This is a genomic window from Agrobacterium salinitolerans, from assembly GCF_027498475.1.
Lineage (GTDB): Bacteria > Pseudomonadota > Alphaproteobacteria > Rhizobiales > Rhizobiaceae > Agrobacterium > Agrobacterium salinitolerans.
Map to the genome: position 1 here is coordinate 1,502,912 of NZ_JAPZLN010000001.1, position 25,645 is coordinate 1,528,556.

A 25,645-nucleotide genomic window follows, 5' to 3' on the forward strand; every position below is an offset into this window, starting at 1 on the left:
AAATATTGTTTCCGGCTGTTCAGGCACCAGGCAGAACGCCGAATCCGCATATGCAAGTGTCGGTGCACTTGCGCCGGCCTCCACAGCGAGCATTGGGAAGAATTCTGATGGCAATGATTAACTCTACCAATTTTGGCGGTGAGACGCTCGAGATCATCGCATTCCGCCTGCATGATCAGGAATTCTGCGTGAAGACGACGACCATACGCGAAATTCGCGGCTGGGCTCCTTCCACGCCCATTCCCCATGCGCCGAAAGACGTCATCGGCGTCATGAACCTGCGCGGGTCTGTCATTCCGATCATCGATCTGGCTCACAAGCTCGGTATGAAGAGCACCGTCGCCAATGAAAGAAGCGCGATTGTGGTGGCGGAAGTGCACAACATGGTCATCGGCATGCTCGTCGACCGCGTTTCCGACATTTTGACGATCCCGGCAAATCAGGTTCAGCCGGTTCCGGAGATCTCGGCCTCTTTCGACAAGTCCTATTCGGAAGGCATCATCGCCAACGAACACGGCATGATCTGCTTCCTCAATCTTGCGAAAATGTTCAAGGGAACAGAAGCGGAAGATCTCGCGGCCTAATCAGGCTTTTTCGTCTGGCCTCGCCGCACGAAGACTATCTATAAATCCAGGCCGCCGGAGCACCCGCCCGGCGGTTTTGTTTTTCTTCTTTACCTCGTTTCATCAAATAAGAACATCTTAATATTATGGATGTCTAATATTATGGACCCTAGATCAGTGTCGCGCCATTACGCATATAAGGCGAACCCGATACCTGACCGAGGCGGAAAGACGGAAGTGCCTGCCTTGCTGCCTTCGGCGGCAAAACCTGTTCATTGTTCAACATGATTCGATGTGGACCGCATGTCCTGTGCGCCACGCCGCGTTGTGGACCGATTTTGGGGGACGTATAATGCTGGGGTTAGGGAAAAGCGCAGATAACAGAAATATGCTCGACGCGATATCCAGATCGCAGGCGGTCATAGAATTTGATCTCAAGGGTAACATCCTCACCGCGAATAAAAACTTCTGCGCGGCGCTGGGTTATGATCTCACCGAGATCGTCGGCAAGCATCATCGCATCTTCTGCGACAGCGAGCTTGCCGGGTCGCGGGCTTATCAGGAATTCTGGGACTCTCTCGCCCGTGGCGAGTTCCAGGCAAAGGAATATCGCCGTGTCCGCAAGGACGGATCGGTTATCTGGATCGAGGCCTCTTACAACCCGGTTTTCCGTTCGGGCAAACCCTATAAGGTCGTGAAGATCGCCACCGACATCACCGCCAAGAAGATCAGGGCCGTGGACGACGCGGGCAAACTGGAGGCGCTCTCCCGTTCGCAGGCCACAATCGAGTTTTTTCCGGATGGCACCATCATCACCGCAAACCCGAATTTCTGCGCAACGGTGAATTATGACCTCAAGGAAATCGAGGGCAGGCACCACCGCATGTTCTGCGATCCGGACTATGCCGCCTCACCCGCCTACGGTAATTTCTGGCAGCGGCTGGCAGCAGGGGAGTTCATCTCGGATGAATTTGTCCGCTATGGAAAGAACGGCAAGGAAATATGGATACAGGCTGCCTATAATCCGGTGATGGACGAAGCCGGTAAGGTGGTGAAAGTGGTGAAATTCGCCACCGATGTCACGCCGCGCATGAGCGCCATTAGTGTGCTTGCAGATGCTCTGCGGGCGCTGGCCGAAGGCGATCTTGTGCAACGCCTCGACAGCAGCTTCGTACCCAGCATGGAAAAGCTGCGCGCGGATTTCAACGAAGTCGTCGCCAAGCTGCAGGCCACCATGCAGACCATCGCCCATAATGCTTCGACAATCGCCTCAGGCTCCGGGGAAATCCGCATCGCCGCCGATCAGCTTTCGCAGCGCACGGAACAGCAGGCCGCTTCACTCGAAGAGACAGCGGCCGCGCTGGAAGAAATCACCACCACCGTTACCGATGCCAGCCAGCGCGCCGGCGAGGCCGGAAAGCTGGTGTTGCGGACGAGAGAACATGCCGAACATTCCGGAGAAATCGTCCAGCAGGCAATTTCTGCCATGGACGCGATTTCGCGTTCCTCGGGCGAAATCACCAACATCATCGGCGTCATCGACGACATCGCTTTCCAGACCAATCTTCTGGCTCTGAATGCAGGCGTTGAAGCCGCCCGGGCGGGCGAAGCGGGCAAAGGCTTCGCCGTCGTGGCGCAGGAGGTCCGCGAACTCGCGCAGCGATCCGCCGTTGCGGCCAAGGAAATCAAGTCTCTTATCAACACGTCACGCGAACAGGTCGCCAATGGCGTTGATCTGGTGGGCAGAACCGGCGGCGCGCTCAGGGATATCCAGTCCCAAATGAGCGAGATCGACACCAATGTCTCGGCCATCGTTGAAGCTTCCCGCGAACAGTCAAGCGGTCTCAGGGAAATCAATCAGGCCGTCAACATCATGGATCAGGCTACCCAGAAGAACGCCGCCATGGTGGAGGAAACCACTGCCGCCAGCCATGGACTCGCAAATGAGGCGGAAATCCTGCACGAACTGCTGCGGCAGTTCAGAATATCGCATGAGGCATCGGCACTAACCGCCCGCCCGGCCGACAAAAAGCCCGCCCCTGTCACCCGGCTCCCGACACCGCAGCCGCGATACGCCGCCGCGCCAAGGTCTCACGGAAACGCAGCCGCCGAATGGGCGGAATTCTAGGCCCGCTCTGAAGCCAAGGGCCGCCGGGAAACGGCGGCCTCAATCTTTATAGAATGATACGATCCGCCCGGGTGAAGATTTCAAAATCTTCACCCCGCACCAGCGCCACAAGTGTGATACCCGAACTCTGCGCCGTTTCAATGGCAAGCGCAGTGGGCGCGGAGATCGCCGCCAGAATCGGGCTGCCAAGGATGGCTGTCTTCTGGACCATTTCCACCGACAGTCGGCTGGTGACCACCACAATACCCCTATCGGGCGATTGGTCCGCATTAACGACCGCACCTGCGAGCTTGTCGAGCGCATTGTGGCGGCCGACATCTTCGCGGACAGCAAGCAGCCCTTTTTTAGGATTGTAGAAACCCGCGCCGTGAACTGCTCTCGTTTCGCGATTGAGGTTTTGCGCTTCATTCAGCGCTTTCACCGCGGCGACGATGTCATCACCGTCAACGGAGACGTCCACGTCGCTCAATTCCGGTACCACACGAACCGCTTGCTCTATGGATTCGATACCACAAAGACCGCAGCCGACAGGGCCTGCCATATGCCGCCTTCTTGCCCTCAACGCATCCGCATTGGCATCCTGCAAATCCACCTGAACATCGAAGCCCTGCCCCGCCTCGATCACCTCGATGGAACGGATTTCCGCCCTTGTGGATATGATGCCTTCCGTAAGACTGAAACCGACCGCGAAATCGACAAGGTCGGCCGGGCTGGCCATCATCACGGCATGGGTGCTGCCGCCATAGGAAAAGGCAACCGGCACCTCCTCGGGCACCGCCCTTTCGCCCTCCACTATGGCACCTTCGAGCAAAGCGGTTCTTGCAACCCTTCGGTAACTTGCCTTTGCCGACACGCGATCACTCCTCCATGACGAAAATCCGCCTCGTCTCGCTCAAGATACCAAAGCAGCATTTCTTCCCGGTATCATATCTAACCGAAAGCCCGGAAAATCGGAATCGATTTCCCGGATGCACCCGTTGAAGGCGCTACCCTGCCTAATCCATTGTCGGCGCGTCCATCACTGATGCGATCCCGCCAAGGCCATGCCGAAGCTATGACCAAGCCAACTGATGTTTTCTATGCGAGGCCAGCCATGCTTTGCCTGATATGGTGAGGAAACAGGCCAAAACAAAAAAGCGACCGAAACGGCCGCTTTCTGCTTTAGGTTTTTTGTGGGCAGTCATTCTTTCGAACCCGCCCGGTGCTTTCAAGCAGCGACGAGAACCTCATGCAGGTTCGTCAGTTCGTAAAGATGCTTTTCAAGCTTGGTCAAATGCTCGTGGTGATGATTACCCTCTTCGATTTCGGCCTTGGCCGCATCGATACGCTTCTGCAGCGTGTCGGGAGACATATCATCGGCCGAAACGGCCGATTCGGCGAGAAGCGTGCAGCCGGTCGGCAGAATATCGGCAAAACCACCGAAGACGACGTATTTGTGCGTTTCGCCAGAGGCAAACTTCACAGTCACCAGACCCGGCTTGATCGTGGTCATTGTCGGCGCATGATTGGCCAGAACCGTCATTTCACCCAGCGTAGCCGGAATGACGACTTCCGTAACCGTTTCGGAAACGAGCAGACGCTCCGGGGAAACGAGATCGAATTTGAAACTGTCAGCCATGGCTATTCACTTCTTTTCAATTACGCGGGCGTCGCAGACTTGTCTGTTACAACAAAGGCAAAGCCGTTCCGGTTTCGCCGTCATTGGCTGGAAGGCGCGCGGTTAAACCACGCGCCCGCCAATTCATTATTATGCAGCTTCGCCAGCCAGCTTCTTTGCCTTTTCGATGGCTTCTTCCATCGAACCGACCATGTAGAAGGCAGCTTCCGGCAGATTGTCGTATTCGCCGTTGACGAGGCCCTTGAAGCCCTTGATCGTGTCTTCGAGAGCAACCAGCTTGCCCGGAGAACCGGTGAAGACTTCAGCAACGAAGAACGGCTGCGACAGGAAGCGCTCGATCTTGCGGGCGCGGGCAACCGTCAGCTTGTCTTCTTCCGACAGTTCATCCATGCCGAGGATGGCGATGATGTCCTGAAGAGACTTGTAGCGCTGCAGGGTCGACTGAACCTTACGGGCCACTTCATAGTGCTCTTCGCCGACGATCATTGGGTCCAGCATGCGCGAGGTGGAGTCGAGCGGGTCAACGGCCGGGTAGATGCCCTTTTCAGCGATCGAACGAGACAGAACCGTCGTTGCGTCCAGGTGGGCGAACGAGGTGGCCGGAGCCGGGTCGGTCAAGTCGTCGGCGGGGACGTAAATAGCCTGAACCGAGGTGATCGAACCCTTGGTCGTGGTTGTGATGCGTTCCTGCATCTGACCCATGTCGGTTGCGAGCGTCGGCTGATAACCAACGGCCGAAGGAATACGGCCGAGAAGAGCCGACACTTCCGAACCAGCCTGCGTGAAGCGGAAGATGTTGTCCACGAAGAACAGAACGTCCTGACCTTCATCACGGAAGTTCTCAGCGATCGTCAGACCGGTCAGAGCGACGCGAGCGCGGGCGCCCGGCGGTTCGTTCATCTGGCCGTAAACGAGAGCTGCCTTGGAACCTTCGCCGCCGCCAAGCTTGTTGACGTTGGACTCAATCATTTCGTGGTAGAGGTCGTTACCTTCACGGGTACGCTCACCAACGCCGGCGAATACGGAATAACCGCCGTGTGCCTTAGCAACGTTGTTGATAAGTTCCATGATGAGAACGGTCTTGCCAACGCCGGCGCCGCCGAACAGGCCGATCTTACCGCCCTTGGCGTAAGGAGCCAGAAGGTCGACCACCTTGATGCCGGTGACGAGGATCTGTGCTTCGGTCGACTGCTCGACGTAAGCAGGGGCGTCCTGGTGGATAGCGCGCTTGGAAGCGGTCACGATCGGACCAGCTTCGTCAACCGGCTCACCGATGACGTTCATGATGCGGCCGAGTGTTTCCGGACCAACCGGAACCGAGATCGGAGCGCCTGTGTTCGAAACGCTCTGGCCGCGAACAAGACCTTCGGTCGAGTCCATGGCGATCGTGCGAACGACGTTTTCACCGAGGTGCTGCGCGACTTCGAGAACCAGGCGGTTGCCGTTGTTCTCGGTTTCGAGCGCGTTCAGGATCGGAGGCAGTTCGCCTTCGAACGCCACGTCGACAACAGCGCCGATAACCTGGGTAACCTTGCCCGCGCCGTTCACCGCTGCGGTTTTCTTGGGGGTAGCTGCCTTAGCCATTATCCTTACCCTCTTTCCTTACCTCAGAGCGCTTCCGCGCCCGAAATGATTTCAATGAGTTCCTTGGTGATCTGAGCCTGACGCTGACGGTTGTAGGAAAGCGTCAGCTTGTTGATCATCTCACCGGCATTGCGCGTTGCGTTATCCATCGCGCTCATCTTGGCGCCCATTTCACCGGCAACGTTTTCGAGCAGAGCCCGGAAAACCTGAACCGAAATGTTGCGCGGAATAAGGTCTTCCAGAATAGAAGCCGCATCCGGCTCATATTCATAGACGGCGCTCTGCGTCGCGGCATCCTCTTCCACAACAGGCGTTGCGGCGGGAATGAGCTGCAGGCCGGTCGGGATCTGGCTGATGACGGACTTGAATTCCGAATAGATCAGCGTGCAGACGTCGAACTCACCGGCGTTGAAGAGCGAGATCACCTTCTTGGCGATCTGGTCGGCATTTTCAAAACCGACCTTCTTCACGTCGCGCAGTTCGATGCGCTCGATGACGTTGGCTGCAAATTCGCGACGCAGGGCGTCGTACCCCTTTTTGCCAACCGTGATGATCTTGACCGTCTTGCCTTCCGAAATCAGCTTGCGGGCGTGATCGCGGGCAAAACGGGCGATTTGCGAGTTGAAACCGCCGCAAAGACCACGCTCAGCCGTGCAGACGACGAGCAGATGCACATCGTCTTTGCCGGTGCCGGTCATCAGCGCCGGAGCAACGTCCGCCTCGACCGCATTCGCGATGTTGGCAAGAACGGCGCTCATGCGCTGAGAATAAGGCCGGGCGGCCTCCGCAGCTTCCTGGGCGCGCCGAAGCTTCGCCGCGGCGACCATTTTCATCGCCTTGGTAATCTTCTGCGTCGCCTTTACGGAGGCAATGCGGTTTTTCAGATCCTTTAGTGAAGGCATCCGTTATCCGTCCGAGTAAAAGAGCCCTGATTTAAGAGAAAGACTTGGCGAAGTTATCAAGAGCGCCCTTGAGCTTGCCCTTGGTATCGTCGCTGATAGCCTTTTCCGTGCGGATGGTGTCGAGGATCGCCTTGCCTTCCGACCGGAGGTAGGAGAGCAGACCCTGCTCGAACTTGCCGACCTGCGCGACTGCAACCTTGTCAAGGTAACCGTTGACGCCGGCAAAGATCACCGCAACCTGTTCTTCCGTCTTGAGCGGAGAGAACTGCGGCTGCTTCAGAAGTTCGGTCAGGCGTGCACCGCGGTTCAGCAGGCGCTGCGTCGAAGCATCGAGGTCCGAACCGAACTGGGCGAAGGCTGCCATTTCGCGATACTGGGCGAGTTCACCCTTGATCGAACCGGCAACCTGCTTCATCGCCTTGATCTGGGCGGCAGAGCCAACGCGCGAAACCGACAGACCGACGTTAACAGCCGGGCGGATACCCTGATAGAACAGGTCGGTTTCAAGGAAGATCTGGCCGTCGGTGATCGAGATCACGTTGGTCGGAATGAACGCCGAAACGTCGTTACCCTGGGTTTCGATGACCGGCAGAGCCGTCAGCGAGCCAGCGCCCATTTCGTCGGAGAGCTTCGCAGCGCGCTCGAGAAGACGGGAGTGGAGGTAGAAAACGTCGCCCGGATAAGCTTCGCGGCCCGGAGGACGGCGCAGCAGCAGCGACATCTGACGGTAAGCAACAGCCTGCTTGGAAAGGTCGTCGTAACCGATGAGAGCATGCTTGCCGTTGTCACGGAAGTACTCGCCCATGGCGCAACCGGCAAACGGTGCCAGATACTGCATCGGAGCCGGATCGGAAGCCGTGGCGGCGACGATGATCGAGTACTGCAGCGCGCCGCGCTCTTCCAGAACCTTGACGAACTGGGCAACGGTCGAACGCTTCTGACCGATAGCGACGTAGACGCAATAAAGCTTGTCGCCGTCAGGGCCATTGTCGTGAATGGCCTTCTGGTTCAGGATCGTGTCGAGAATGATGGCGGTCTTGCCGGTCTGGCGGTCGCCGATGACGAGTTCGCGCTGGCCGCGACCAACCGGGATGAGCGCGTCGATGGCCTTGAGGCCGGTCGACATCGGCTCATGAACCGACTTGCGCGGAATGATGCCGGGAGCCTTGACGTCAACGCGCGAACGCTTGGCGGCATTGATCGGGCCCTTACCGTCGATCGGATTACCGAGCGCGTCAACGACGCGGCCGAGCAGTTCCGGACCGACGGGAACGTCAACGATAGCGCCAGTCCGCTTTACGGTGTCGCCTTCCTTGATGTCACGGTCGGAACCGAAGATAACCACGCCGACATTGTCGGCTTCGAGGTTGAGCGCCATGCCGCGGATGCCGCCCGGAAACTCGACCATTTCGCCGGCCTGAACATTGTCGAGACCGTAAACGCGAGCAATACCGTCACCGACGGAAAGCACCTGGCCGACTTCCGAGACTTCCGCCTCATTGCCGAAATTTTTGATTTGATCTTTCAGAATTGCGGAAATTTCCGCGGCGCGGATATCCATCAGCCAACCTCTTTCAGTGCAAGCTTAAGGGTGGAAAGTTTGGTGCGAAGAGACGTATCGATCTGGCGGGAGCCGACCTTGACGATCAGACCACCGAGGATCGACGGGTCGACGGTAACGGAAATCGTCACATCCTTGCCGGTAACGCTCTTCAGCGCCGCTTTCAGTTCAGTTTCCTGCGCCTCGTCGAGCGCATGTGCCGAGATGACCTCGGCGGTGATTTCGCCGCGATGGGCGGCAGCGATGGTGCGGTAGGCGCGGATCATGCCGGGAACAGCGAAGAGACGGCGATTATTCGCAACAACCTTGAGGAAATTCAGAGCGAGACCGGAGATACCGGCCTTTTCGCAGATAGCGGTGATTGCCTTGAACTGATCCTCGGCGGAAAACACCGGGCTCGCAACCAGACGCTTCAAATCGTCGCTTTCGTCGAGAAGTGCGCCGAACTTGTCCAGCTCGGCCTGAACCGCTTCGACCGCACCCGCTTCCAAAGCAAGCTCGAAAAGCGACGACGCATACCTTTCCGCTACACCGGATGTTCCATGGGAGGTGTCTGCCACGGGCACTTTTTCCCTGCTAATCGTCCAAGACCATCAGCGATGGGGCTCCACCGCATCAAATTCTTGAAATCGTTTCAATTTCCCCGAAAAAGACCGGAATTCCCCCCTGCCTTTTCCCAATTTCGCGGTCCGTCTAGCATAGGACGCCGGGACTCGCAACACGCGTAATAGCGGAAAGCGCCGTTTGGGCAAGGGGGAATGCGTTTAAATTTTCCGATTTCGCTCAGGATGCGGCGCATCTGCGGCACAAAAGCCAAAAAGCCCGCCTCAGACCAGCCCGAAGACGTAGCTCAACGACAGCGCAGCGAGCAGAAAGTGCACAACCAGAAGTATGAAATTCCGCATGGTTGCGCCGCCATCGGAGAGTATGGAGAGAATGCCGCCAAAGACACTGAGGCCGAAAGCCGCACCAAAGGCGAGATAGACCATGGGCTGCGCGAGAAGCAGGGCGGCGGCGCCGAGACCGAGATAGAACCCGGCAAGCGACGAGCGCGCGAGCGTATAACCATCGCGGCGCTCACCCGCTGGCTGCAGCCCGAAGGCACGCAGCGTAATACCCGGTGCAAACATAAAAAAAAGGCCCATCATGGCCGAAACTACTGCCGCTCCGAAGGCCAGCTGCTCGCCGAACTCGGCGGGAAAATAAAACTCCATCTCGTTCCCCAAATCATCTTTGATTGCCTGCTGCGTTATGACACGGTCATGACAACGGGAAAACGCCCCGTCGGCGAGTTTCAAAGGAAACTTTGCGGGTCGATATCGAGCTGCACATGCACGCTGCCGCGCTCTTTCGGGCCATTGGTCAGAAGCGTTCGCAGAAAAGACTGCATGTCGGAATTGCGACGCCCGTGCACGAGGAGGCGGAAACGGTGGCGTCCGCGGATGAGAGCCAGCGGCGCTTCCGCCGGGCCGAGCAGCATGATGCCCGTAACTTGCGGCGCGGCGGCCCTTAAACCCCGTGCATGGGTTTCGGCCTCTGCACGCGTATCGGCGGAAACGATGATGGAGGCAAGGCGTCCGAAGGGGGGCAGGACAGCCTTTTCCCGCTCCACGATCTCTCTTTCATAGAAAGCCGAAGCATCACCCGAAACGATGGCCTGCATGACCGGATGCTGCGGCTGATAGGTTTGCAGCAAGCCATGGCTCTTCAACCCTGTGCGCCCGGCACGTCCCGTCACCTGCGAAAGCAGCTGGAAGGTTCGCTCCGCCGCGCGCGGATCGCCATTGGCAAGGCCGAGATCGGCATCGACAATGCCGACAAGCGTCATCAGCGGAAAATTATGTCCCTTGGCGACCAGCTGCGTGCCGATGACGATATCCGCCTCCCCTTTGACGATCGCCTCCAGCTCCAGCCGCAACCGCTTGACGCCCATGAGATCGGAGGAGAGCACGATGGTGCGGGCCTCAGGGAAATGTTTCTCCACCTCCTCGGCAATGCGCTCCACGCCGGGGCCGCAGGCCACCAGATGATCGAAGGTGCCGCATTCCGGGCAATGATCGGGCGTTGGCTCATTATGGCCGCACTGATGGCACTGCAATTGATTGCGAAACCGGTGCTCCACCAGCCAGCTGGAACATTGCGGGCACTGGAAACGGTGACCGCAGACGCGGCAGAGCGTGAGCGGCGCATAACCGCGGCGATTGAGGAAGAGCAGCGCCTGCTCGCCCTTTTCGATGGTCTTGCCGATCCCGCGCAGCAGGACGGGTGAGAGAAACCCTCCCCGCTCGGGCGGGTGGCGGCGCATATCGACAAGATGCAGGTCCGGCATCGCTGCATCGCCGAAACGTGTATGCAGGTGAATGGTGTTATAACGCCCGGAACTACCATTGACCTGGCTTTCGACCGACGGTGTGGCAGACACCAACACCACCGGGAATTCCGCGATCCGCGCCCTTACCACCGCCATGTCGCGGGCATTATAAAAGACACGATCTTCCTGCTTGTAAGCGGGGTCGTGCTCTTCATCGACAATGATGAGACCGAGATTGTCGAACGGCAGGAAAAGCGCCGAACGTGCCCCAGCCACCACCTTAACTTCACCAGTGACGGCCTGCCGCCAGACCTTCTCGCGCATACGCGGCGACAAGTCCGAATGCCATTCCGCCGGTTTCGCGCCGAAACGATCCTGAAAACGCTCCAGAAACGCCGCCGTCAACGCGATTTCGGGCAGCAGGATGAGAACCTGCCTGCCCTGACGGAGCGTCTCGGCCACCGCCTCGAAATAAACCTCGGTCTTGCCTGACCCCGTCACACCGTCGATCAGCGAGACATGAAAACCGCCCTTGCGCACATCTTCCAGTATCTCCGAGGCGGCCTGTTTCTGTGGGCCTTCCAGGCGCGGCTCGACATAGTCTGGATCGGGTTCAGCCACCACAGGCGGCGCGGGCAGAAACACCGTCTCGAACACGCCCTGCTTCACGAGACCGTCGATGACGCTGGTTGAGACGCCGGCGGCATGGGCAAGCCCGCTCTTCGTCCAGCCATGCCCTTCCGCCGCCAGTTCCATCACCCGCTCACGGGCGGGGGTGAGGCGCTCCGGCCGACCCTCCGTCAGCCGCAGCCCCTCGATCATCGGTTCGGGATCGAAGGCGGCAGGGGCGCGCAGCGCCATGCGCGCCACGAGGCCGGGCGGAGACAGCGTATAGGCGGCAACCCAGTCCACGAAGCGGCGCATTTCCGCCTTCAGCGGCGGGCACTCGAAACTCTTGGTGATGGGCCGCAGCTTCTTCGGATCGACGCCCTTCTCGCCCGCATCGTCCCACACCACGCCGAAGACCTGCCGGGGACCGAGCGGCACCTGCACGACGGAACCCGTCTCCACCACCATATCCTCAGGCACAGAGTAGCTGTATGGCCCGGGCGCCGGCATGGGCACGAGAACGGGCACCGTGCGCGTGGGCGACGGCGGGTCGAACAGAGCCCCAAACAGATCGGACGAATCTTTTGCCATGATGTGGCGACCATGCCCCGACGACAGGAAAAAGGAAACCGCCCGGATGTAGTGGGCGCGCCTTGCAAAGTCCACCTCTTAACCAAATGCTGACCATAAGCGCATAGTTTCGGGGCATGGAATGGAGCGCCGCGTGACCGAAATCCTGACATTTGCCGAACCCGATCTCCTGAATGAACGCCAGTCCTGGCTCGCCGCCCTTGCCGGCGAACGCCGCCTTTCCGACAACACCGTCGAGGCCTATGAGCGCGACACGCGCCAGTTCCTGACCTTTCTCACCGGCTATATCGGCAAACCCGCTGCGGTCACGGATATAGCCGATCTGCGCCCTGTCGATCTGCGCGCCTTTCTGGCCAACCGGCGCAAGGAAGGTGCCGGCGCCCGTTCGCTCGGCCGGCATCTGGCAGGCTTGCGCTCCCTGCTTCAGTACCTGCAGAAAAAAGGCCTGGTGAATGCCGCCGGTGCCACTGCCATGCGCGCGCCAAAACAGCCGAAATCGCTACCGAAACCGCTGACCGACCGGCAGGCGCTGAAAATCACCACGAGTGAAGCGCAACTGAACGACGAACCATGGATCGCCGCCCGCAACGCAGCGGTCCTTTCACTGCTTTATGGCTGCGGTCTGCGCATTTCCGAGGCGCTTGGTCTTACCCCGGCCGATTTCCCGTCCGGCGCCCGCAGCCTGCGCATTACCGGCAAAGGCAACAAGACGCGGATTGTGCCCCTGCTGGCAGTGGTGACGGAAGCAGTCGATACCTACAGGACGCTTTGCCCCTATGCCCTCTCGTCGGATGAACCCCTCTTCCTCGGCGCGCGCGGCGGCAAGCTGCAACCCGCCATCATCCAGCGGGAAATGCAGAAGCTGCGGGGTGCTTTCGGCCTGCCGGAAAACGCCACACCGCATGCGCTACGCCACTCCTTCGCCACGCACCTTCTCGCCGGCGGCGGCGACCTTCGCACCATTCAGGAACTGCTGGGCCATGCGAGCCTGTCCACCACACAAGTCTATACCGGCGTCGACACCGCGAGGCTGCTGGAAATCTACGACAACGCCCATCCGCGCGCATGAAGCACGAAATGGTTAACCATAACCATTAACCAGACATCCAAGCCGCCGTTCTATAAGCGAACGACAACCGGATTGAACCGATGAATAGCCTGATAAAACCGCAAAACTTCACCGCAACCCTGATGGGCAAGACCGGCGACGCCCTGATGTGGCTGCTTGCCGCCCTGCATGTCGCCGCCGTCGCAATCCTGCTCATGACTTTGCTTTCCTTGGGGCAAGCGGAAGCCGCGCAGCAGCAGATCGCCTGCACCGGCAACGACATTCTCGTGGAAATGCGCAAGACCGATCCACAAGCCTTCGCAAAGATCGAACAGGAAGCGACCGCTATCCCGAACGGCAAGGGCAATTTCTGGCGCATCGAAAAGGCCGGAACGCCCACGTCCTATCTTCTCGGCACCATGCATGTCACCGATCCGCGTGTTCTGGAAATGCCAACCGCTGCCAGCCCGGCCTTCGAAAAAGCCGCGACGGTCATCGTGGAATCGGACGAAATCGTCGATGACAAGAAGGTCGCCGCCTCGCTGCTGAGCAAGCCTGAACTCACCATGTTTCTGGATGGCAAATCGATCACCGATATCCTCTCACCGGAAAATGTCACGCGTCTGGAAAAGGGTCTCAAGGAACGCGGCATTCCGCTGAACGCCGTTTCGCGCATGAAGCCGTGGATGCTTTCGAGCTTCGTCGCCCTTCCCGCCTGTGAATTCGCCCGTAAGGCCACTGGCCTTTCCTTTCTCGACAAGAAGCTGGCCGAAGATGCCATTGCGGACGGAAAACACCTTGTCGGGCTGGAGACCATGGTGGAGCAGCTGACGGCGATGTCGGAGCTGCCGATGGAATTTCATCTTCAGGCGCTGATCGAAACGCTCGAACTGGGCGATCGGATGGATGACATCATGACAACTATGACCGATCTATACGTCGCCGGCGATATCGGCATGACCATGCCCATGCTGAAAAGCCTGGACCCCAAAAAGGCAGCGGCCGAAAGCGAACAGGGCTACGCCGCCTTCGAACAGCGCATCATCACCGACCGCAACCATGTCATGGCGGAGCGGGCCACACCAGAACTTGCCAGGGGCAATGTTTTCATGGCCGTTGGCGCACTGCATCTGCCGGGCGAGGAAGGTCTTGTCGAATTGCTGCGCGCGGAAGGCTTCACCCTCACGCGGGTCGATTGACCGGCTCATTCCCGATGCTGACGGGCCGGACATTGGCGCAGAACGGCCGCATCGTCGCCGGCACGATGCGGCGGTGAAACGGTCCCACGACAAGAAGATAAAGCCGCCCGAACAGGTTCTTGCGCCTGACGATGGTGGTGACACTCACCAGCTAGCGGTTTTCCTTCTCTTCGAGATCGACGACGATCCGGAAATCGAGATGGCGGTCGTCGAAGCCGAGCACAGTCCGCTGTGGCGTGGATGACAGGACGGGAAAACCGCCTGCCGATGTGCCAGCCGCAATTTCTACCATTCTCAATCCGAAAAGCGCTACCACGCGGTTTCGAAGCGCCATTAGGCTGCGGATCCACGGCGGAGGATGATCGAGAAGCAGTCTGCTCACATCGAGCGACGTTATGCCCGTCCTCATCATCTCGCCCTGAAAGCGATCACACCAATCGGCGCCCGGCAATATGTCTTCGCTGTTTCGCATCTCTGTCCCCCAGCCGCCCGTTGCGGCGAGGGCCACCATCGTCTTTTTCCGGCGAACCGAAAACGTGACAAACCGCCGCTCAACCGTGTGTCATGCGCTTGAGAATATTGGTACGCCAGTAGAGCTGGTGAACCAGAACGGCGGCGACATGGCCGGCAATCAGCACCCACATCACAGCCTTGAAGGGACCGGAATGCAACTCTCCTGCCGTTGCGATACCGAAGTAATAAGCAGCGATGCCGGAAAGCGGCAGAATGAAGAACAGGACATAGAAGGTGAAATGAGCCACCTTGGCGGCAATCTGCGACACACGCGGTTCTTCAGCCGGATGCGGCGGCACGCCTTGGAAAAAGCGAAGACAGAGACGCAGTACCGCAAGCAACAGAATGGCAAAGCCGACATAGGCATGAATATTGGCCGAAGAAATCTGATCCGGTGTCAACGTCTCACCCCGCCGCATCAGCCGGTAGGCGTGCTCCATGCCATCGGGAAACAACAGGTTGAAGAAGATCAGAAGCGCCATCGACCAATGAATGATACGCTGCGGCATAGTGAAGGAAACTTGACTACGAAACGCCATTTTATTGCCTTTTATCAAAAGGTTAGACAGGCTGCGGCGCGCAGTATGGAAAACCCCGGCCTGCATGGCAAGCCGGGGTTTGGCAGATGACTGAAATTTAATGATGGAGCAACGGGCTCCAAAAACCGATCACATGTGGATCGGCTTGAAGAAGGTCGCCAGCGCCGCTTCCTTCACGGCTTCCGACATGGTCGGATGCGCATGGCAGGTGCGGCCGAGATCTTCCGAAGAACCGCCGAATTCCATCAGCACGGTAATCTCATGGATCATCTCACCAGCGCCGAAACCAACGATATGGCCGCCGAGAACCCGGTCGGTTTCCTTGTCGGCAAGGATCTTCACGAAGCCATCCGTCACCTGCATGGCGCGGGCGCGGCCATTGGCGGTGAAGGGGAACTTGCCGACCTTGTAGGCGACGCCAGCGGCCTTCAGTTCTTCTTCGGTCTTGCCGACGGAAGCGACTTCCGGCTGCGTATAGACCACGGCCGGAATGACGTCATAATTCACATGGCCGTGCTGGCCGGCGAGAATTTCCGCAAGAGCAACGCCCTCATCTTCCGCCTTGTGTGCCAGCATCGGGCCTTTCACCACGTCACCGATTGCATAGATGCCATCGACATTGGTCTTGAAGTGGCCGTCGATTTCGACACGACCGCGACTGTCCAGCACGACGCCGGCTTCCGCGAGGCCGAGACCTTCGGTATAGGGCTTGCGGCCGGTGGAAATCAGGACGACATCAGCTTCCAGCGTTTCAGCAGCGCCGCCCTTGACCGGCTCGAATACGACCTTGGCACCGGCAGAGGTCTTTTCAACGGCCGTCACCTTGGCACCGAGCTTGAAATCGAGACCCTGTTTGGCGAGCAGACGCTGAGCCTGCTTGGAGACTTCGCTGTCCATGCCGCCGAGAATGGTGTCGAGATATTCAACGACGGTGACCTTCGCGCCAAGACGCGACCAGACCGAACCGAGCTCGAGGCCGATGACGCCACCACCAACGACGATCAGCTTTTCCGGAACCTTGGAAAGGGCGATTGCACCGGTGGAGGACACGATGACGGTTTCATCGATATCGACCTGAACGCCCGGAATGCCGGCAACGTCGGAACCGGTGGCGATGACGATGTTCTTGGCTTCGATTTCTTGGCTCTCACCCTTCTCGTTGGTGACGGAAACCTTGCCGGCGGAAACCACCTTGCCCATGCCCTGGAAGGCATCGATCTTGTTCTTCTTGAACAGGAAGGACACGCCGTCGACATTGGCCTTCACCACACCGTCCTTGTGGCCCATCATCTTTTCAAGGTTCAGCTTCGGCGCGGCAACTTCGATACCGAGCGTATCGACACCATGGGCGACATGCGCGAAGGTTTCGGACGCGTGCAGCAACGCCTTGGAGGGGATGCAGCCGACATTGAGGCAGGTGCCGCCATAGGTCGCGCGCTTTTCGATCACTGCGACCTTAAGACCAAGCTGTGCCGCCTTGACCGCGCAAACATAACCGCCGGGACCCGTACCGATTACAACTACATCATATGCCATGTTCTGGTTCCTGCTTTATTGGGACAAGATATCGGATCATTGCCCAGCTTCCATTTGACCTGAAACTCAGGCCGCTTTTTCCGTTGCGAGTTTTATACCAAGAGCGATGAAGACAACACCGCTGGTGCGGTCGATCCATTGGCTGGCGCGCTGAAACGCGGCGCGCATGCGCGGCGTTGTCATGAACAGGCTGACGCCGACGAACCACAGGATAAGGCAGCTTGCCATGACGAGCCCGTATCCGAATTTGATGGTAACCGGCGTATGCGCATGAACCACCGTCGAAAAGATCGACAGGAAGAAAAACACCGGTTTTGGATTGAGCGCATTGGCGGCAAAACCGAGCGTGAAGGCCTTCAGCCCGGTCTGCGTGCTTTTTGCTCGAACGCCGCCCTCGCCTTCAGCGGTCGGCAATTCTGTCTTGCCGGCGCGCAGCGCCTTGATGCCGATATAGATCAGATAGGCGACGCCCAGCCATTTGACTATGTTGAAGAGATAGATCGACTGGGAAATGATGAGACCAAGTCCGAGGATCGTATAGGTGACGTGGAACATCAAGGATGTGCCGACGCCGAAGCTGGTGATAATGGCCTGTTTGCGCCCATGCACCATAGCCTGACGCATGACCATCGCCAGATCGGCGCCCGGCGATACGATTGCGAAAGCGAAGATCGCCATCAGGGATGCAAGTTCGACAATATATTGATGCATCACGAGCCGCCTTCAAAACATCAGCACGATAAACATGAGCGCCAGACCAAGCATTGAGCCCAGCCAGACGAACGAGCGGATATAAGGAACGCCCGTAAGATAAAGCGGGATATAGACAACACGGCAGATCAGCCAGAGCCAGGCACCAATAAGCGCTAGGCCGGATGGGTCACCCGCCATGATAACGCCGAAAGCCAGTGCCAGAAAAGCCGGATAGGTCTCCCGGAAATTGGCAGATGCGCGCGAAGCGCGACCGGAGAGCTTGCCCTGTGGCTTCTGCTCACCGTCTCTCGGACCGGCATTCCATTCACGCCCCAGTTCTCTGGTCGCCGTCATCCCCTGCAACAGGACATGCACGACGAGAAGAAGAACGCTTAGACCGATAAGCGGTAAAAAAGGCGAAGCGGCAAGAAATGTCGGCTGCACGTCTGCTCTCCCGGGTGGTCTTTCAGCGGGGTTTCACTTGAAGCCCCGCTGAAACGAAAAGCAAGAGCGATCAGAGATCGAGAACCAGACGTTCCGGATCTTCGAGGCTTTCCTTGACGCGAACGAGGAAGGTCACGGCTTCCTTGCCGTCAACGATACGGTGATCGTAGGAGAGCGCGAGATACATCATCGGACGGATGACGACCTGACCGCCGATGGCGACCGGACGCTCCTGGATCTTGTGCATGCCGAGGATGCCCGACTGCGGTGCGTTGAGGATCGGCGAGGACATCAACGAGCCGTAGACGCCACCATTGGTGATGGTGAAGGTGCCGCCCTGCATGTCGGCCATGCCGAGCGAACCGTCGCGCGCTGCCTTGGCGAGGCGGCCGAGTTCCTTTTCAACGCCGGCGATAGAGAGCTGGTCGGCATCGCGGATAACCGGAACGACAAGACCCTTATCGGTGCCGACGGCCATGCCGACGTGACAATAGTTCTTGTAGATGATGTCCGTACCGTCGATTTCAGCGTTGACGGCGGGCAGTTCCTTCAGCGCGTGGGTCACGGCCTTGGTGAAGAAGCCCATGAAGCCGAGCTTAACGCCATGCTTCTTCTCGAACACGTCCTTGTAACGGTTGCGCAGGTCCATGACGGCGCTCATGTCCACCTCGTTATAGGTGGTCAGCATGGCGGCGGTGTTCTGCGCATCCTTGAGACGCTTGGCGATCGTCTGACGCAGGCGGGTCATCTTCACGCGCTCTTCGCGAACCTGATCCTGCTCGGCGGAAACCGGACGGGGAGCAGCAGCAACCGGAGCCGGAGCGGTGGCAGGTGCGGAAACGCCCTTGGCGACGGCGGCGAGAACGTCACCCTTCAGAACCTGGCCGCGCTTGCCGGAACCATCGACCTGATCGGCAGACAGGTTGTTTTCAGCCAGCAGCTTGCCAGCGGCAGGTGCCGGCGGCATAGCGCTGGCGGCAGAAGCAGCGGGAGCCGGAGCAGCGGCGGCGGCAGGCTTTGCCGGTTCGGCAGCCGGTGCCGAGGTTGCAGCGCCGGCAGCACCTTCGGCGATCTGGCCGAGAAGCGCGTCGAGACCGACGGTCTCGCCGTTCTGCGCAACGATTTCGGTCAGCACGCCGGAGGCGGGTGCCGGAACTTCGACGGTAACCTTGTCGGTTTCCAGTTCTACGAGCGGTTCGTCGGCCTTGACGGTGTCGCCGACCTTCTTGAACCAGGTGCCGACGGTCGCTTCGCTGACGGATTCGCCGAGGGTTGGTACGCGGATTTCAGTGGCCATGATCTAGTTCCGTTATTCGGGTGTCTTTTTTGCGGGGCGATGCGGGAGAGTTCTCACTCTCCCAGCGCGTCTTCCAGGAACGCAGCAAGCTGCGCCAGATGCTTGGACATCAGGCCGGTCGCCGGAGAGGCGGCAGCCGGACGGCCCGTGTAACGGACCTTCTGGTACTTGGCGTCGATATGCGCCAGGACCCATTCCAGGTAAGGATCGATGAACGACCACGCACCCATGTTCTTCGGCTCTTCCTGGCACCAGACCATCTCCGCATTGCGGAAGCGCGACAACTCGTTGATGAGTGCCTTGGCCGGGAACGGATAGAGCTGCTCGACACGCAGTAGGTAGATATCGTCGATACCGCGCTTTTCACGCTCCTCGAGCAGATCGTAATAAACCTTGCCCGTGCACATGACGACGCGGCGGATCTTCGAATCCTTCTGCAGCTTGATCGGACCGTCCTTGATGACTTCCGCATCGTCCCACAGGAGACGGTGGAAGGAGGACTCGCCTGCAAGCTCGGCCAGCGAAGAGGTGGCGCGCTTGTGACGCAGCAGCGACTTCGGCGTCATCAGGATCAGCGGCTTGCGGAAGTCGCGCTTCACCTGGCGGCGCAGGATGTGGAAGTAGTTGGCCGGCGTCGTGCAGTTGGCAACCTGCATGTTGTCTTCGGCGCACATCTGCAGCCAACGCTCCAGACGGGCGGACGAGTGTTCCGGACCCTGACCTTCGTAGCCATGCGGCAGAAGGCAGACGAGACCGGACATGCGCAGCCACTTGCGTTCACCCGAAGAGATGAACTGGTCGAACACCACCTGCGCGCCGTTGGCGAAGTCACCGAACTGGGCTTCCCAAAGGGTCAGCGCGTTCGGACGGGCCAGCGAGTAGCCGTATTCGAAACCGAGAACGGCTTCTTCCGAAAGCATCGAGTTGATGACTTCGTAACGGGCCTGCGTCGGCGAAAGGTTGGCGAGCGGAATATAACGCTCTTCGGTCTCCTGATCGTAGAGGACCGAGTGACGCTGCGAGAAGGTGCCGCGTTCGCAATCCTGACCGGAAAGACGAATCTTGTGGCCGTCGGCAACGAGCGAACCGAACGCAAGCGCTTCCGCCATTGCCCAGTCGATGCCTTCGCCCGTCTCGACCATCTGCGAGCGGTTTTCCATAAAGCGCTGGATCGTGCGATGGGCGCTGAAGCCTTCCGGAATGGTCGACAGCTTCTTGCCGATTTCCTTGAGCTGCTTCATCGGTACGCCGGTCTTGCCGCGACGCTGCTCATCGGCATTGTCGGCAGCGCGCAGGCCGGACCACTGGCCATCCAGCCAGTCGGCCTTGTTCGGCTTGTAGGACTGGCCTGCCTCGAACTCCTGCTCGAGATGAGCACGCCAGTCGGCCTTCATCTTCTCGAATTCACCTTCGCTGATCAGGCCTTCCGCAATCAGCCGGTCGGCATAAATGCGCGCGACCGTCTTGTGACCACGGATAACCTTGTACATCTTCGGCTGCGTGAACGCCGGCTCGTCGCCTTCGTTATGGCCGAAGCGACGGTAACAGAACATGTCGATGACGACAGGCTTATGGAACTTCATGCGGTATTCGGTCGCGACTTTGGCCGCATAGGTAACCGCTTCCGGATCGTCACCGTTGACGTGGAAGATCGGCGCTTCGATCATCTTGGCGACGTCGGACGGATAGGGCGACGAACGGGAGAAGGCCGGGTTCGTCGTAAAGCCGATCTGGTTGTTGATGATGAAATGCATGGTGCCGGCAACGCGGTGACCGCGCAGACCGGAAAGGCCGAGAATTTCGGCAACCACGCCCTGACCCGCAAAAGCGGCATCGCCATGCAGCAGGAGCGGCAGCACCTTGGCGCGTTCAGACAGCGGAATGATGTCGCCGTCCCACACCTTGGCCAGCTGGTCCTGCTTGGCGCGGGCCTTGCCCATGACAACGGGGTTGACGATCTCAAGGTGCGACGGGTTGGCCGTCAGCGACAGGTGAACCTTGTTGCCATCGAATTCGCGGTCGGAGGAGGCGCCGAGGTGGTACTTCACGTCACCCGAACCTTCGACATCGTCAGGCTTGAACGACCCCCCCTTGAACTCGTGGAACACGGCGCGATGCGGCTTGCCCATCACGTTGGTCAAAACGTTCAGGCGACCGCGGTGGGCCATGCCGAGAACGACTTCTTCCAGACCTTCCTGGCCGCCGCGCTTGATGATCTGCTCCAGCGCCGGGATGAGCGATTCACCGCCATCGAGGCCGAAACGCTTGGTGCCCTTGAAACGCACGTCGAGGAACTGCTCGTAGCCTTCGGCTTCGACCAGCTTCGACAGAATGGCCTTCTTGCCTTCGGCCGTGAAGGCAACGCCCTTGTCCGGACCTTCAATACGCTCCTGAATCCAGCCTTTTTCTTCCGGGCTGGACATGTGCATGAATTCGACGCCGATGGTGGAGCAGTAGGTGCGCTCCAGAATATCGATCATCTCGCGCACGGTCGCATATTCGAGGCCGAGCACGTTATCGATGAAAATCTTGCGGTCGTAGTCGCTTTCCTCGAAGCCGTAGGACTTCGGCGAAAGCTCGTTGTAATCCTCGACGGCAACGGCAATACCGAGCGGGTCGAGCTTGGCATGCAGGTGGCCGCGCATGCGGTAAGCGCGGATCATCATGATGGCGCGAACGCTGTCACGGGTCGCCTGCAGCACTTCGGCTTCGCTGACCGGCTTGCCGGTGTCGGCGCTCTTGGCCTCAGCTTTCGCCTGAACCTTCTTTTCGATGGCCTTTTCGACCGTGGCCCAGTTGCCGTCGAGTGCGGAGACCAGTTCGCCATTTGCCGGGATCGGCCAGTTGGCACGCTTCCAGGAGGCGCCCTTGGCCGCCTTCTTCACGTCTTCCGGATTATCGGACAACGCCTTGAAGAAGCTCTGCCACTCCGGCGACACGGAAGAGGGGTCCTCTTCGTACCGGGCATAGAGCTGCTCGATATAGGCTGCATTCGCGCCGTCCAGAAACGACGTGATCTGAAACTGCTCGTTCGCTTCTTGCCTTGCCATTGTGTTCTTGCGGACTTATCCGTCCGCCTCCTCGATGCCGTTAGGGCCGTTCAACCGGCCTGCCGCTTTGATTATTGCTGTCTGCCGCCGGGGCGGTATGCCGTCTGTCTGTCGTTCTTGCGGCATCGGGCAGCGCGAGCTTTAGGCCGCGCCGCCCGTCACCGTTTCATGTGGTCTCAGCCCTTGAGGACTTCAACCAGCGTCTTGCCGAGGCGCGCCGGGGAAGGCGAAACCTTGATGCCGGCCGCTTCCATGGCTGCGATCTTGGATTCCGCATCGCCCTTGCCGCCCGAAACGACAGCGCCGGCGTGGCCCATGGTGCGACCCTTCGGAGCCGTACGGCCCGCGATGAAGCCGGCCATCGGCTTCTTGCGGCCCTTCTTGGCTTCGTCGATCAGGAACTGTGCCGCATCTTCTTCAGCCGAACCACCGATTTCGCCGATCATGATGATCGACTGCGTGGCGTCGTCAGCGAGGAACATTTCCAGGACGTCGATGAACTCGGTGCCCTTGACCGGGTCGCCGCCGATGCCGACAGCCGTCGTCTGGCCGAGGCCTTCGTTCGATGTCTGGAACACGGCTTCATAGGTGAGCGTGCCGGATCGCGAAACGATACCGACCGAACCCTTGCGGAAGATGGAGCCCGGCATGATGCCGATCTTGCATTCTTCCGGCGTCAGGATGCCGGGGCAGTTCGGGCCGAGCAGGCGGGACTTCGAACGGTCGAGGCGAGCCTTGACGCGAACCATGTCCATGACCGGGATGCCCTCGGTGATGCAGGTGATGAACGGAATTTCCGCATCGATGGCTTCGATGATCGCGTCTGCTGCGCCTGCCGGCGGAACATAGATCACGGACGCGTCTGCACCGGTCTTTTCCTTGGCTTCGGCAACTGTTGCGAAGATCGGCAGGCTTTCGCCCTTGGAACCGGTCCAGGTTTCGCCACCCTTCTTCGGATGGATACCGCCGACCATCTGCGTGCCGTAATAGGCAAGCGCCTGTTCGGTGTGGAAGGTGCCGGTCTTGCCGGTCAGACCCTGAACGAGGATCTTGGTGTCTTTATTAACGAGAATAGACATTATTTCCGGTCCCTCAATTAGCCGTTGATCGCCGCGACGATCTTCTTGGCTGCGTCGTCCAGATCGTCAGCAGCCGTAATCGCAAGGCCCGATTCGTTCAGAAGCTTCTTGCCGAGTTCGACGTTGGTGCCTTCGAGGCGAACAACGAGCGGAACCTGCAAACCGACTTCCTTCACCGCGGCGATGACGCCTTCGGCGATAACGTCGCACTTCATGATGCCGCCGAAGATGTTGACGAGGATACCCTCGACCTTCGGGTCGGCAGTGATGATCTTGAAGGCTGCCGCAACCTTCTCCTTGCCGGCGCCACCGCCGACGTCGCAGAAGTTTGCCGGCTCCTTGCCGTAAAGCTTGATGATGTCCATCGTCGCCATGGCAAGGCCAGCGCCGTTGACCATGCAGCCGATGTTGCCGTCGAGCGCGACGTAAGCGAGGTCCCACTTGGAGGCTTCGATTTCCTTGGCGTCTTCTTCGGTCTCGTCGCGCAACGCCTTGACGTCGTCATGGCGGAACATGGCGTTGCCATCGAAGGAAACCTTGGCGTCGAGAACGCGCAGATGGCCATTTTCCATGACGATCAGCGGGTTGATCTCGAGAAGAGCCATGTCCTTCTCGCTGAAGGCCTTGTAGAGGATCGGGAAGAGCGACTTGGCGTCTTCGGCAGCAACGCCGTCGAGTTCAAGCGCCTTGGAGATCGCAGCAACGTCGGCATCGGAAACGCCCTTTTCAGGGTTGATGGCGATGGTGTGGATTTTCTCAGGTGTGTCGTGAGCGACAGCTTCGATGTCCATGCCGCCTTCAGTGGAAACCACGAAAGCAACCTGGCCGACCGAACGGTCTACCAGCAGCGAGCAGTAGAGTTCGCGGGCGATATCAGCGCCGTCTTCGATATAGAGGCGGTTAACCTGCTTGCCGGCATCGCCCGTCTGCGCCGTTACCAGCGTGTTGCCGAGCATGTCCTTGGCGTGGGAAACGACTTCTTCGATGGACTTCGCCAGACGAACGCCGCCCTTGGCGTCCGGGCCGAGTTCCTTGAACTTGCCCTTACCGCGTCCGCCAGCATGGATCTGGCTCTTGACGACGTAAAGCGGGCCGGGAAGCTGCTTTGCGGCAGCTTCTGCTTCTTCGACCTTGAGAATGGCCACGCCTTCAGCAACCGGCGCGCCGTAGCCCTTCAGAAGAGCCTTGGCCTGATATTCGTGAATATTCATGGAATAATCCCTGTTTGGAGCCGCTTGAGGCTATTACTTCAGCGACGGAGCGATGTTGACGCAGGCTTCGCAAAGCCCGGCGACGGCACCGACGGATTTCTGGAAGGCGGCTTCTTCTTCCTTGTTGAGTTCGATCTCGATGATGCGCTCGATACCGCCTGCACCGATGATGGTGGGAACGCCCACATACATGTCGTCGACGCCATACTGACCCGAGAGATGGGCAGCGGCGGGCAGGACGCGCTTCTTGTCCTTGAGGTAGGATTCAGCCATTTCGATTGCAGATGCAGCCGGCGCGTAATAGGCCGAGCCGGTCTTCAAGAGGCCGACGATTTCCGCACCGCCGTCACGGGTGCGCTGAATGATCTGCTCAAGACGCTCCGCCGTCAGCCAGCCCATCTTGACGAGGTCGGTCAGCGGAACGCCAGCAACGGTGGAGTAACGGGCGAGCGGCACCATGGTGTCGCCGTGACCGCCGAGAACGAAAGCGGTAACGTCTTCAACCGAAACGTTGAACTCTTCAGCGAGGAAGAGGCGGAAACGCGCGCTGTCGAGAACGCCGGCCATGCCGACGACCTTGTTCTTCGGCAGGCCGGAGAACTTCTGCAGCGCCCAGACCATGGCGTCGAGCGGGTTGGTGATGCAGATGACGAAAGCGTTCGGCGCGTACTTCTTGATGCCGGCGCCGACCTGTTCCATGACCTTGAGGTTGATGCCGAGAAGATCGTCGCGGCTCATGCCCGGCTTGCGGGCAACACCTGCGGTGACGATGCAGACGTCAGCGCCTTCGATGGCAGCGTAATCGGAAGCACCGGTGAGCTTTGCATTGAAGCCTTCAACCGGGCCGGACTGGGCAATATCCAGACCCTTGCCCTGCGGGATACCGTCGGCAATATCGAAGAGGACGATATCGCCCAGTTCCTTCAGGCTGGCCAGATGCGCCAGCGTGCCGCCGATCATGCCAGAACCAATAAGTGCAATTTTTTTGCGAGCCATCGAATGCTTCCTCTTGAGCTTCAATTCAATTTCACCGCGCCAAACCGGCAGCCAAATTGTCGCACTTCGATTAGCCCCATTGGCTAAAATTGGCAACAGATTCTTTTGTGATCAGTATTTTCAATCGTTTAGATCATTATTTTCTTACGTAAACGTAAGAAAATACGTCACGA

21 protein-coding genes and 1 pseudogene are annotated in these 25,645 nt (G+C 59.0%); 4 read left to right on the plus strand and 18 right to left on the minus strand.

The window, feature by feature from the left end; genetic code table 11:
* The first annotated feature begins 107 nt into the window (after positions 1-107).
* Both O9X91_RS07215 and O9X91_RS07220 read left to right on the plus strand, forming a co-directional pair.
* Positions 108-584, plus strand: a complete 477-nt coding sequence (locus O9X91_RS07215) for a chemotaxis protein CheW (protein WP_003504949.1) — start codon at positions 108-110, stop codon at positions 582-584.
* Between the two features lie 331 nt (positions 585-915).
* On the plus strand, positions 916-2,691 hold the full coding sequence (locus O9X91_RS07220) for a methyl-accepting chemotaxis protein (RefSeq protein ID WP_077985524.1): 1,776 nt from the start codon (positions 916-918) through the stop codon (positions 2,689-2,691).
* 46 nt (positions 2,692-2,737) lie between these two features.
* Here O9X91_RS07220 and fdhD read toward each other — a convergent pair whose 3' ends face one another.
* The 8 genes from fdhD to O9X91_RS07260 all read right to left on the minus strand — a co-directional run bounded on the left by fdhD (position 2,738) and on the right by O9X91_RS07260 (position 11,867).
* Positions 2,738-3,544, minus strand: coding sequence for a formate dehydrogenase accessory sulfurtransferase FdhD (gene fdhD, locus O9X91_RS07225; RefSeq protein WP_269833640.1), 807 nt, complete (start codon positions 3,542-3,544; stop codon positions 2,738-2,740).
* Between the two features lie 354 nt (positions 3,545-3,898).
* Positions 3,899-4,309 carry a F0F1 ATP synthase subunit epsilon gene (locus tag O9X91_RS07230; RefSeq protein WP_003492358.1) on the minus strand — a complete coding sequence of 137 codons (411 nt, stop codon included), beginning with the start codon at positions 4,307-4,309 and terminating at the stop codon, positions 3,899-3,901.
* A 129-nt stretch (positions 4,310-4,438) separates the two neighbouring features.
* Positions 4,439-5,893 (minus strand): F0F1 ATP synthase subunit beta, encoded by a 1,455-nt coding sequence (gene atpD, locus O9X91_RS07235; RefSeq protein ID WP_063948353.1) that lies wholly within the window; start codon positions 5,891-5,893, stop codon positions 4,439-4,441.
* Positions 5,894-5,916: 23 nt separating this feature from the next.
* Positions 5,917-6,795 carry a F0F1 ATP synthase subunit gamma gene (locus O9X91_RS07240; RefSeq protein ID WP_077985522.1) on the minus strand — a complete coding sequence of 293 codons (879 nt, stop codon included), beginning with the start codon at positions 6,793-6,795 and terminating at the stop codon, positions 5,917-5,919.
* 31 nt (positions 6,796-6,826) lie between these two features.
* Entirely contained in the window at positions 6,827-8,356 is a 1,530-nt protein-coding gene (gene atpA, locus O9X91_RS07245; RefSeq protein WP_077985521.1) for a F0F1 ATP synthase subunit alpha, read from the minus strand.
* Complete coding sequence (locus O9X91_RS07250; protein WP_193559319.1) at positions 8,356-8,922, minus strand: F0F1 ATP synthase subunit delta; 567 nt, start codon at positions 8,920-8,922, stop codon at positions 8,356-8,358. The genes atpA and O9X91_RS07250 overlap by 1 nt, the downstream gene beginning before the upstream one ends.
* A gap of 261 nt (positions 8,923-9,183) precedes the next feature.
* Entirely contained in the window at positions 9,184-9,570 is a 387-nt protein-coding gene (locus O9X91_RS07255) for an AGROH133_08824 family phage infection protein (protein WP_137412261.1), read from the minus strand.
* A gap of 80 nt (positions 9,571-9,650) precedes the next feature.
* Positions 9,651-11,867 carry a primosomal protein N' gene (locus O9X91_RS07260; RefSeq protein ID WP_191217236.1) on the minus strand — a complete coding sequence of 739 codons (2,217 nt, stop codon included), beginning with the start codon at positions 11,865-11,867 and terminating at the stop codon, positions 9,651-9,653.
* Between the two features lie 121 nt (positions 11,868-11,988).
* Here O9X91_RS07260 and O9X91_RS07265 point away from each other — a divergent pair, with 121 nt between their 5' ends.
* Entirely contained in the window at positions 11,989-12,936 is a 948-nt protein-coding gene (locus O9X91_RS07265; RefSeq protein WP_269833641.1) for a tyrosine recombinase XerC, read from the plus strand.
* Between the two features lie 80 nt (positions 12,937-13,016).
* The gene (locus O9X91_RS07270; RefSeq protein ID WP_269833642.1) at positions 13,017-14,114 is read left to right on the plus strand and encodes a TraB/GumN family protein; all 1,098 of its coding nucleotides are present in this window, start codon (positions 13,017-13,019) and stop codon (positions 14,112-14,114) included.
* Here O9X91_RS07270 and O9X91_RS07275 read toward each other — a convergent pair.
* The 10 genes and pseudogenes from O9X91_RS07275 to mdh all read right to left on the minus strand — a co-directional run bounded on the left by O9X91_RS07275 (position 14,098) and on the right by mdh (position 25,472).
* Positions 14,098-14,586 (minus strand): annotated as a pseudogene (locus O9X91_RS07275) (DUF2867 domain-containing protein). The gene O9X91_RS07270 and the pseudogene O9X91_RS07275 overlap by 17 nt on opposite strands.
* 79 nt (positions 14,587-14,665) lie before the next feature.
* Complete coding sequence (locus O9X91_RS07280; RefSeq protein WP_142912979.1) at positions 14,666-15,166, minus strand: cytochrome b; 501 nt, start codon at positions 15,164-15,166, stop codon at positions 14,666-14,668.
* 129 nt (positions 15,167-15,295) lie between these two features.
* Positions 15,296-16,702 (minus strand): dihydrolipoyl dehydrogenase, encoded by a 1,407-nt coding sequence (gene lpdA, locus O9X91_RS07285; protein WP_137412267.1) that lies wholly within the window; start codon positions 16,700-16,702, stop codon positions 15,296-15,298.
* Positions 16,703-16,768: 66 nt separating this feature from the next.
* Positions 16,769-17,413, minus strand: a complete 645-nt coding sequence (locus tag O9X91_RS07290) for a LysE family translocator (RefSeq protein ID WP_269833643.1) — start codon at positions 17,411-17,413, stop codon at positions 16,769-16,771.
* Between the two features lie 12 nt (positions 17,414-17,425).
* Positions 17,426-17,839: an MAPEG family protein gene (locus O9X91_RS07295; protein ID WP_077985513.1), complete on the minus strand. Its 414-nt coding sequence runs from the start codon at positions 17,837-17,839 to the stop codon at positions 17,426-17,428.
* Between the two features lie 70 nt (positions 17,840-17,909).
* Positions 17,910-19,136, minus strand: coding sequence for a 2-oxoglutarate dehydrogenase complex dihydrolipoyllysine-residue succinyltransferase (gene odhB, locus O9X91_RS07300; protein WP_142912977.1), 1,227 nt, complete (start codon positions 19,134-19,136; stop codon positions 17,910-17,912).
* Positions 19,137-19,189: 53 nt separating this feature from the next.
* The gene (locus O9X91_RS07305) at positions 19,190-22,186 is read right to left on the minus strand and encodes a 2-oxoglutarate dehydrogenase E1 component (RefSeq protein WP_077985511.1); all 2,997 of its coding nucleotides are present in this window, start codon (positions 22,184-22,186) and stop codon (positions 19,190-19,192) included.
* Between the two features lie 176 nt (positions 22,187-22,362).
* Positions 22,363-23,265, minus strand: a complete 903-nt coding sequence (sucD, locus tag O9X91_RS07310; RefSeq protein WP_003492390.1) for a succinate--CoA ligase subunit alpha — start codon at positions 23,263-23,265, stop codon at positions 22,363-22,365.
* Between the two features lie 17 nt (positions 23,266-23,282).
* A complete protein-coding gene (gene sucC / locus O9X91_RS07315) occupies positions 23,283-24,476 on the minus strand; it encodes an ADP-forming succinate--CoA ligase subunit beta (RefSeq protein ID WP_004443803.1) in 1,194 nt (397 codons plus the stop codon).
* A gap of 33 nt (positions 24,477-24,509) precedes the next feature.
* A complete protein-coding gene (gene mdh / locus O9X91_RS07320) occupies positions 24,510-25,472 on the minus strand; it encodes a malate dehydrogenase (protein WP_003523512.1) in 963 nt (320 codons plus the stop codon).
* Positions 25,473-25,645: the final 173 nt, after the last annotated feature.

Excerpts from the sequence above, each read along its gene's own strand:
- odhB (WP_142912977.1), bottom strand. The coding sequence starts at position 19,136 with ATGGCCACTGAAATCCGCGTACCAACCCTCGGCGAATCCGTCAGCGAA.
- atpA (WP_077985521.1), bottom strand. The coding sequence starts at position 8,356 with ATGGATATCCGCGCCGCGGAAATTTCCGCAATTCTGAAAGATCAAATC.
- O9X91_RS07230 (WP_003492358.1), bottom strand. The coding sequence starts at position 4,309 with ATGGCTGACAGTTTCAAATTCGATCTCGTTTCCCCGGAGCGTCTGCTC.
- atpD (WP_063948353.1), bottom strand. The coding sequence starts at position 5,893 with ATGGCTAAGGCAGCTACCCCCAAGAAAACCGCAGCGGTGAACGGCGCG.
- O9X91_RS07240 (WP_077985522.1), bottom strand. The coding sequence starts at position 6,795 with ATGCCTTCACTAAAGGATCTGAAAAACCGCATTGCCTCCGTAAAGGCG.
- lpdA (WP_137412267.1), bottom strand. The coding sequence starts at position 16,702 with ATGGCATATGATGTAGTTGTAATCGGTACGGGTCCCGGCGGTTATGTT.
- O9X91_RS07260 (WP_191217236.1), bottom strand. The coding sequence starts at position 11,867 with ATGGCAAAAGATTCGTCCGATCTGTTTGGGGCTCTGTTCGACCCGCCG.
- mdh (WP_003523512.1), bottom strand. The coding sequence starts at position 25,472 with ATGGCTCGCAAAAAAATTGCACTTATTGGTTCTGGCATGATCGGCGGC.
- O9X91_RS07215 (WP_003504949.1), top strand. The coding sequence starts at position 108 with ATGGCAATGATTAACTCTACCAATTTTGGCGGTGAGACGCTCGAGATC.
- O9X91_RS07290 (WP_269833643.1), bottom strand. The coding sequence starts at position 17,413 with ATGCATCAATATATTGTCGAACTTGCATCCCTGATGGCGATCTTCGCT.
- O9X91_RS07270 (WP_269833642.1), top strand. The coding sequence starts at position 13,017 with ATGAATAGCCTGATAAAACCGCAAAACTTCACCGCAACCCTGATGGGC.
- O9X91_RS07280 (WP_142912979.1), bottom strand. The coding sequence starts at position 15,166 with ATGGCGTTTCGTAGTCAAGTTTCCTTCACTATGCCGCAGCGTATCATT.
- sucC (WP_004443803.1), bottom strand. The coding sequence starts at position 24,476 with ATGAATATTCACGAATATCAGGCCAAGGCTCTTCTGAAGGGCTACGGC.
- sucD (WP_003492390.1), bottom strand. The coding sequence starts at position 23,265 with ATGTCTATTCTCGTTAATAAAGACACCAAGATCCTCGTTCAGGGTCTG.
- O9X91_RS07220 (WP_077985524.1), top strand. The coding sequence starts at position 916 with ATGCTGGGGTTAGGGAAAAGCGCAGATAACAGAAATATGCTCGACGCG.
- O9X91_RS07265 (WP_269833641.1), top strand. The coding sequence starts at position 11,989 with ATGGAGCGCCGCGTGACCGAAATCCTGACATTTGCCGAACCCGATCTC.
- O9X91_RS07305 (WP_077985511.1), bottom strand. The coding sequence starts at position 22,186 with ATGGCAAGGCAAGAAGCGAACGAGCAGTTTCAGATCACGTCGTTTCTG.
- O9X91_RS07255 (WP_137412261.1), bottom strand. The coding sequence starts at position 9,570 with ATGGAGTTTTATTTTCCCGCCGAGTTCGGCGAGCAGCTGGCCTTCGGA.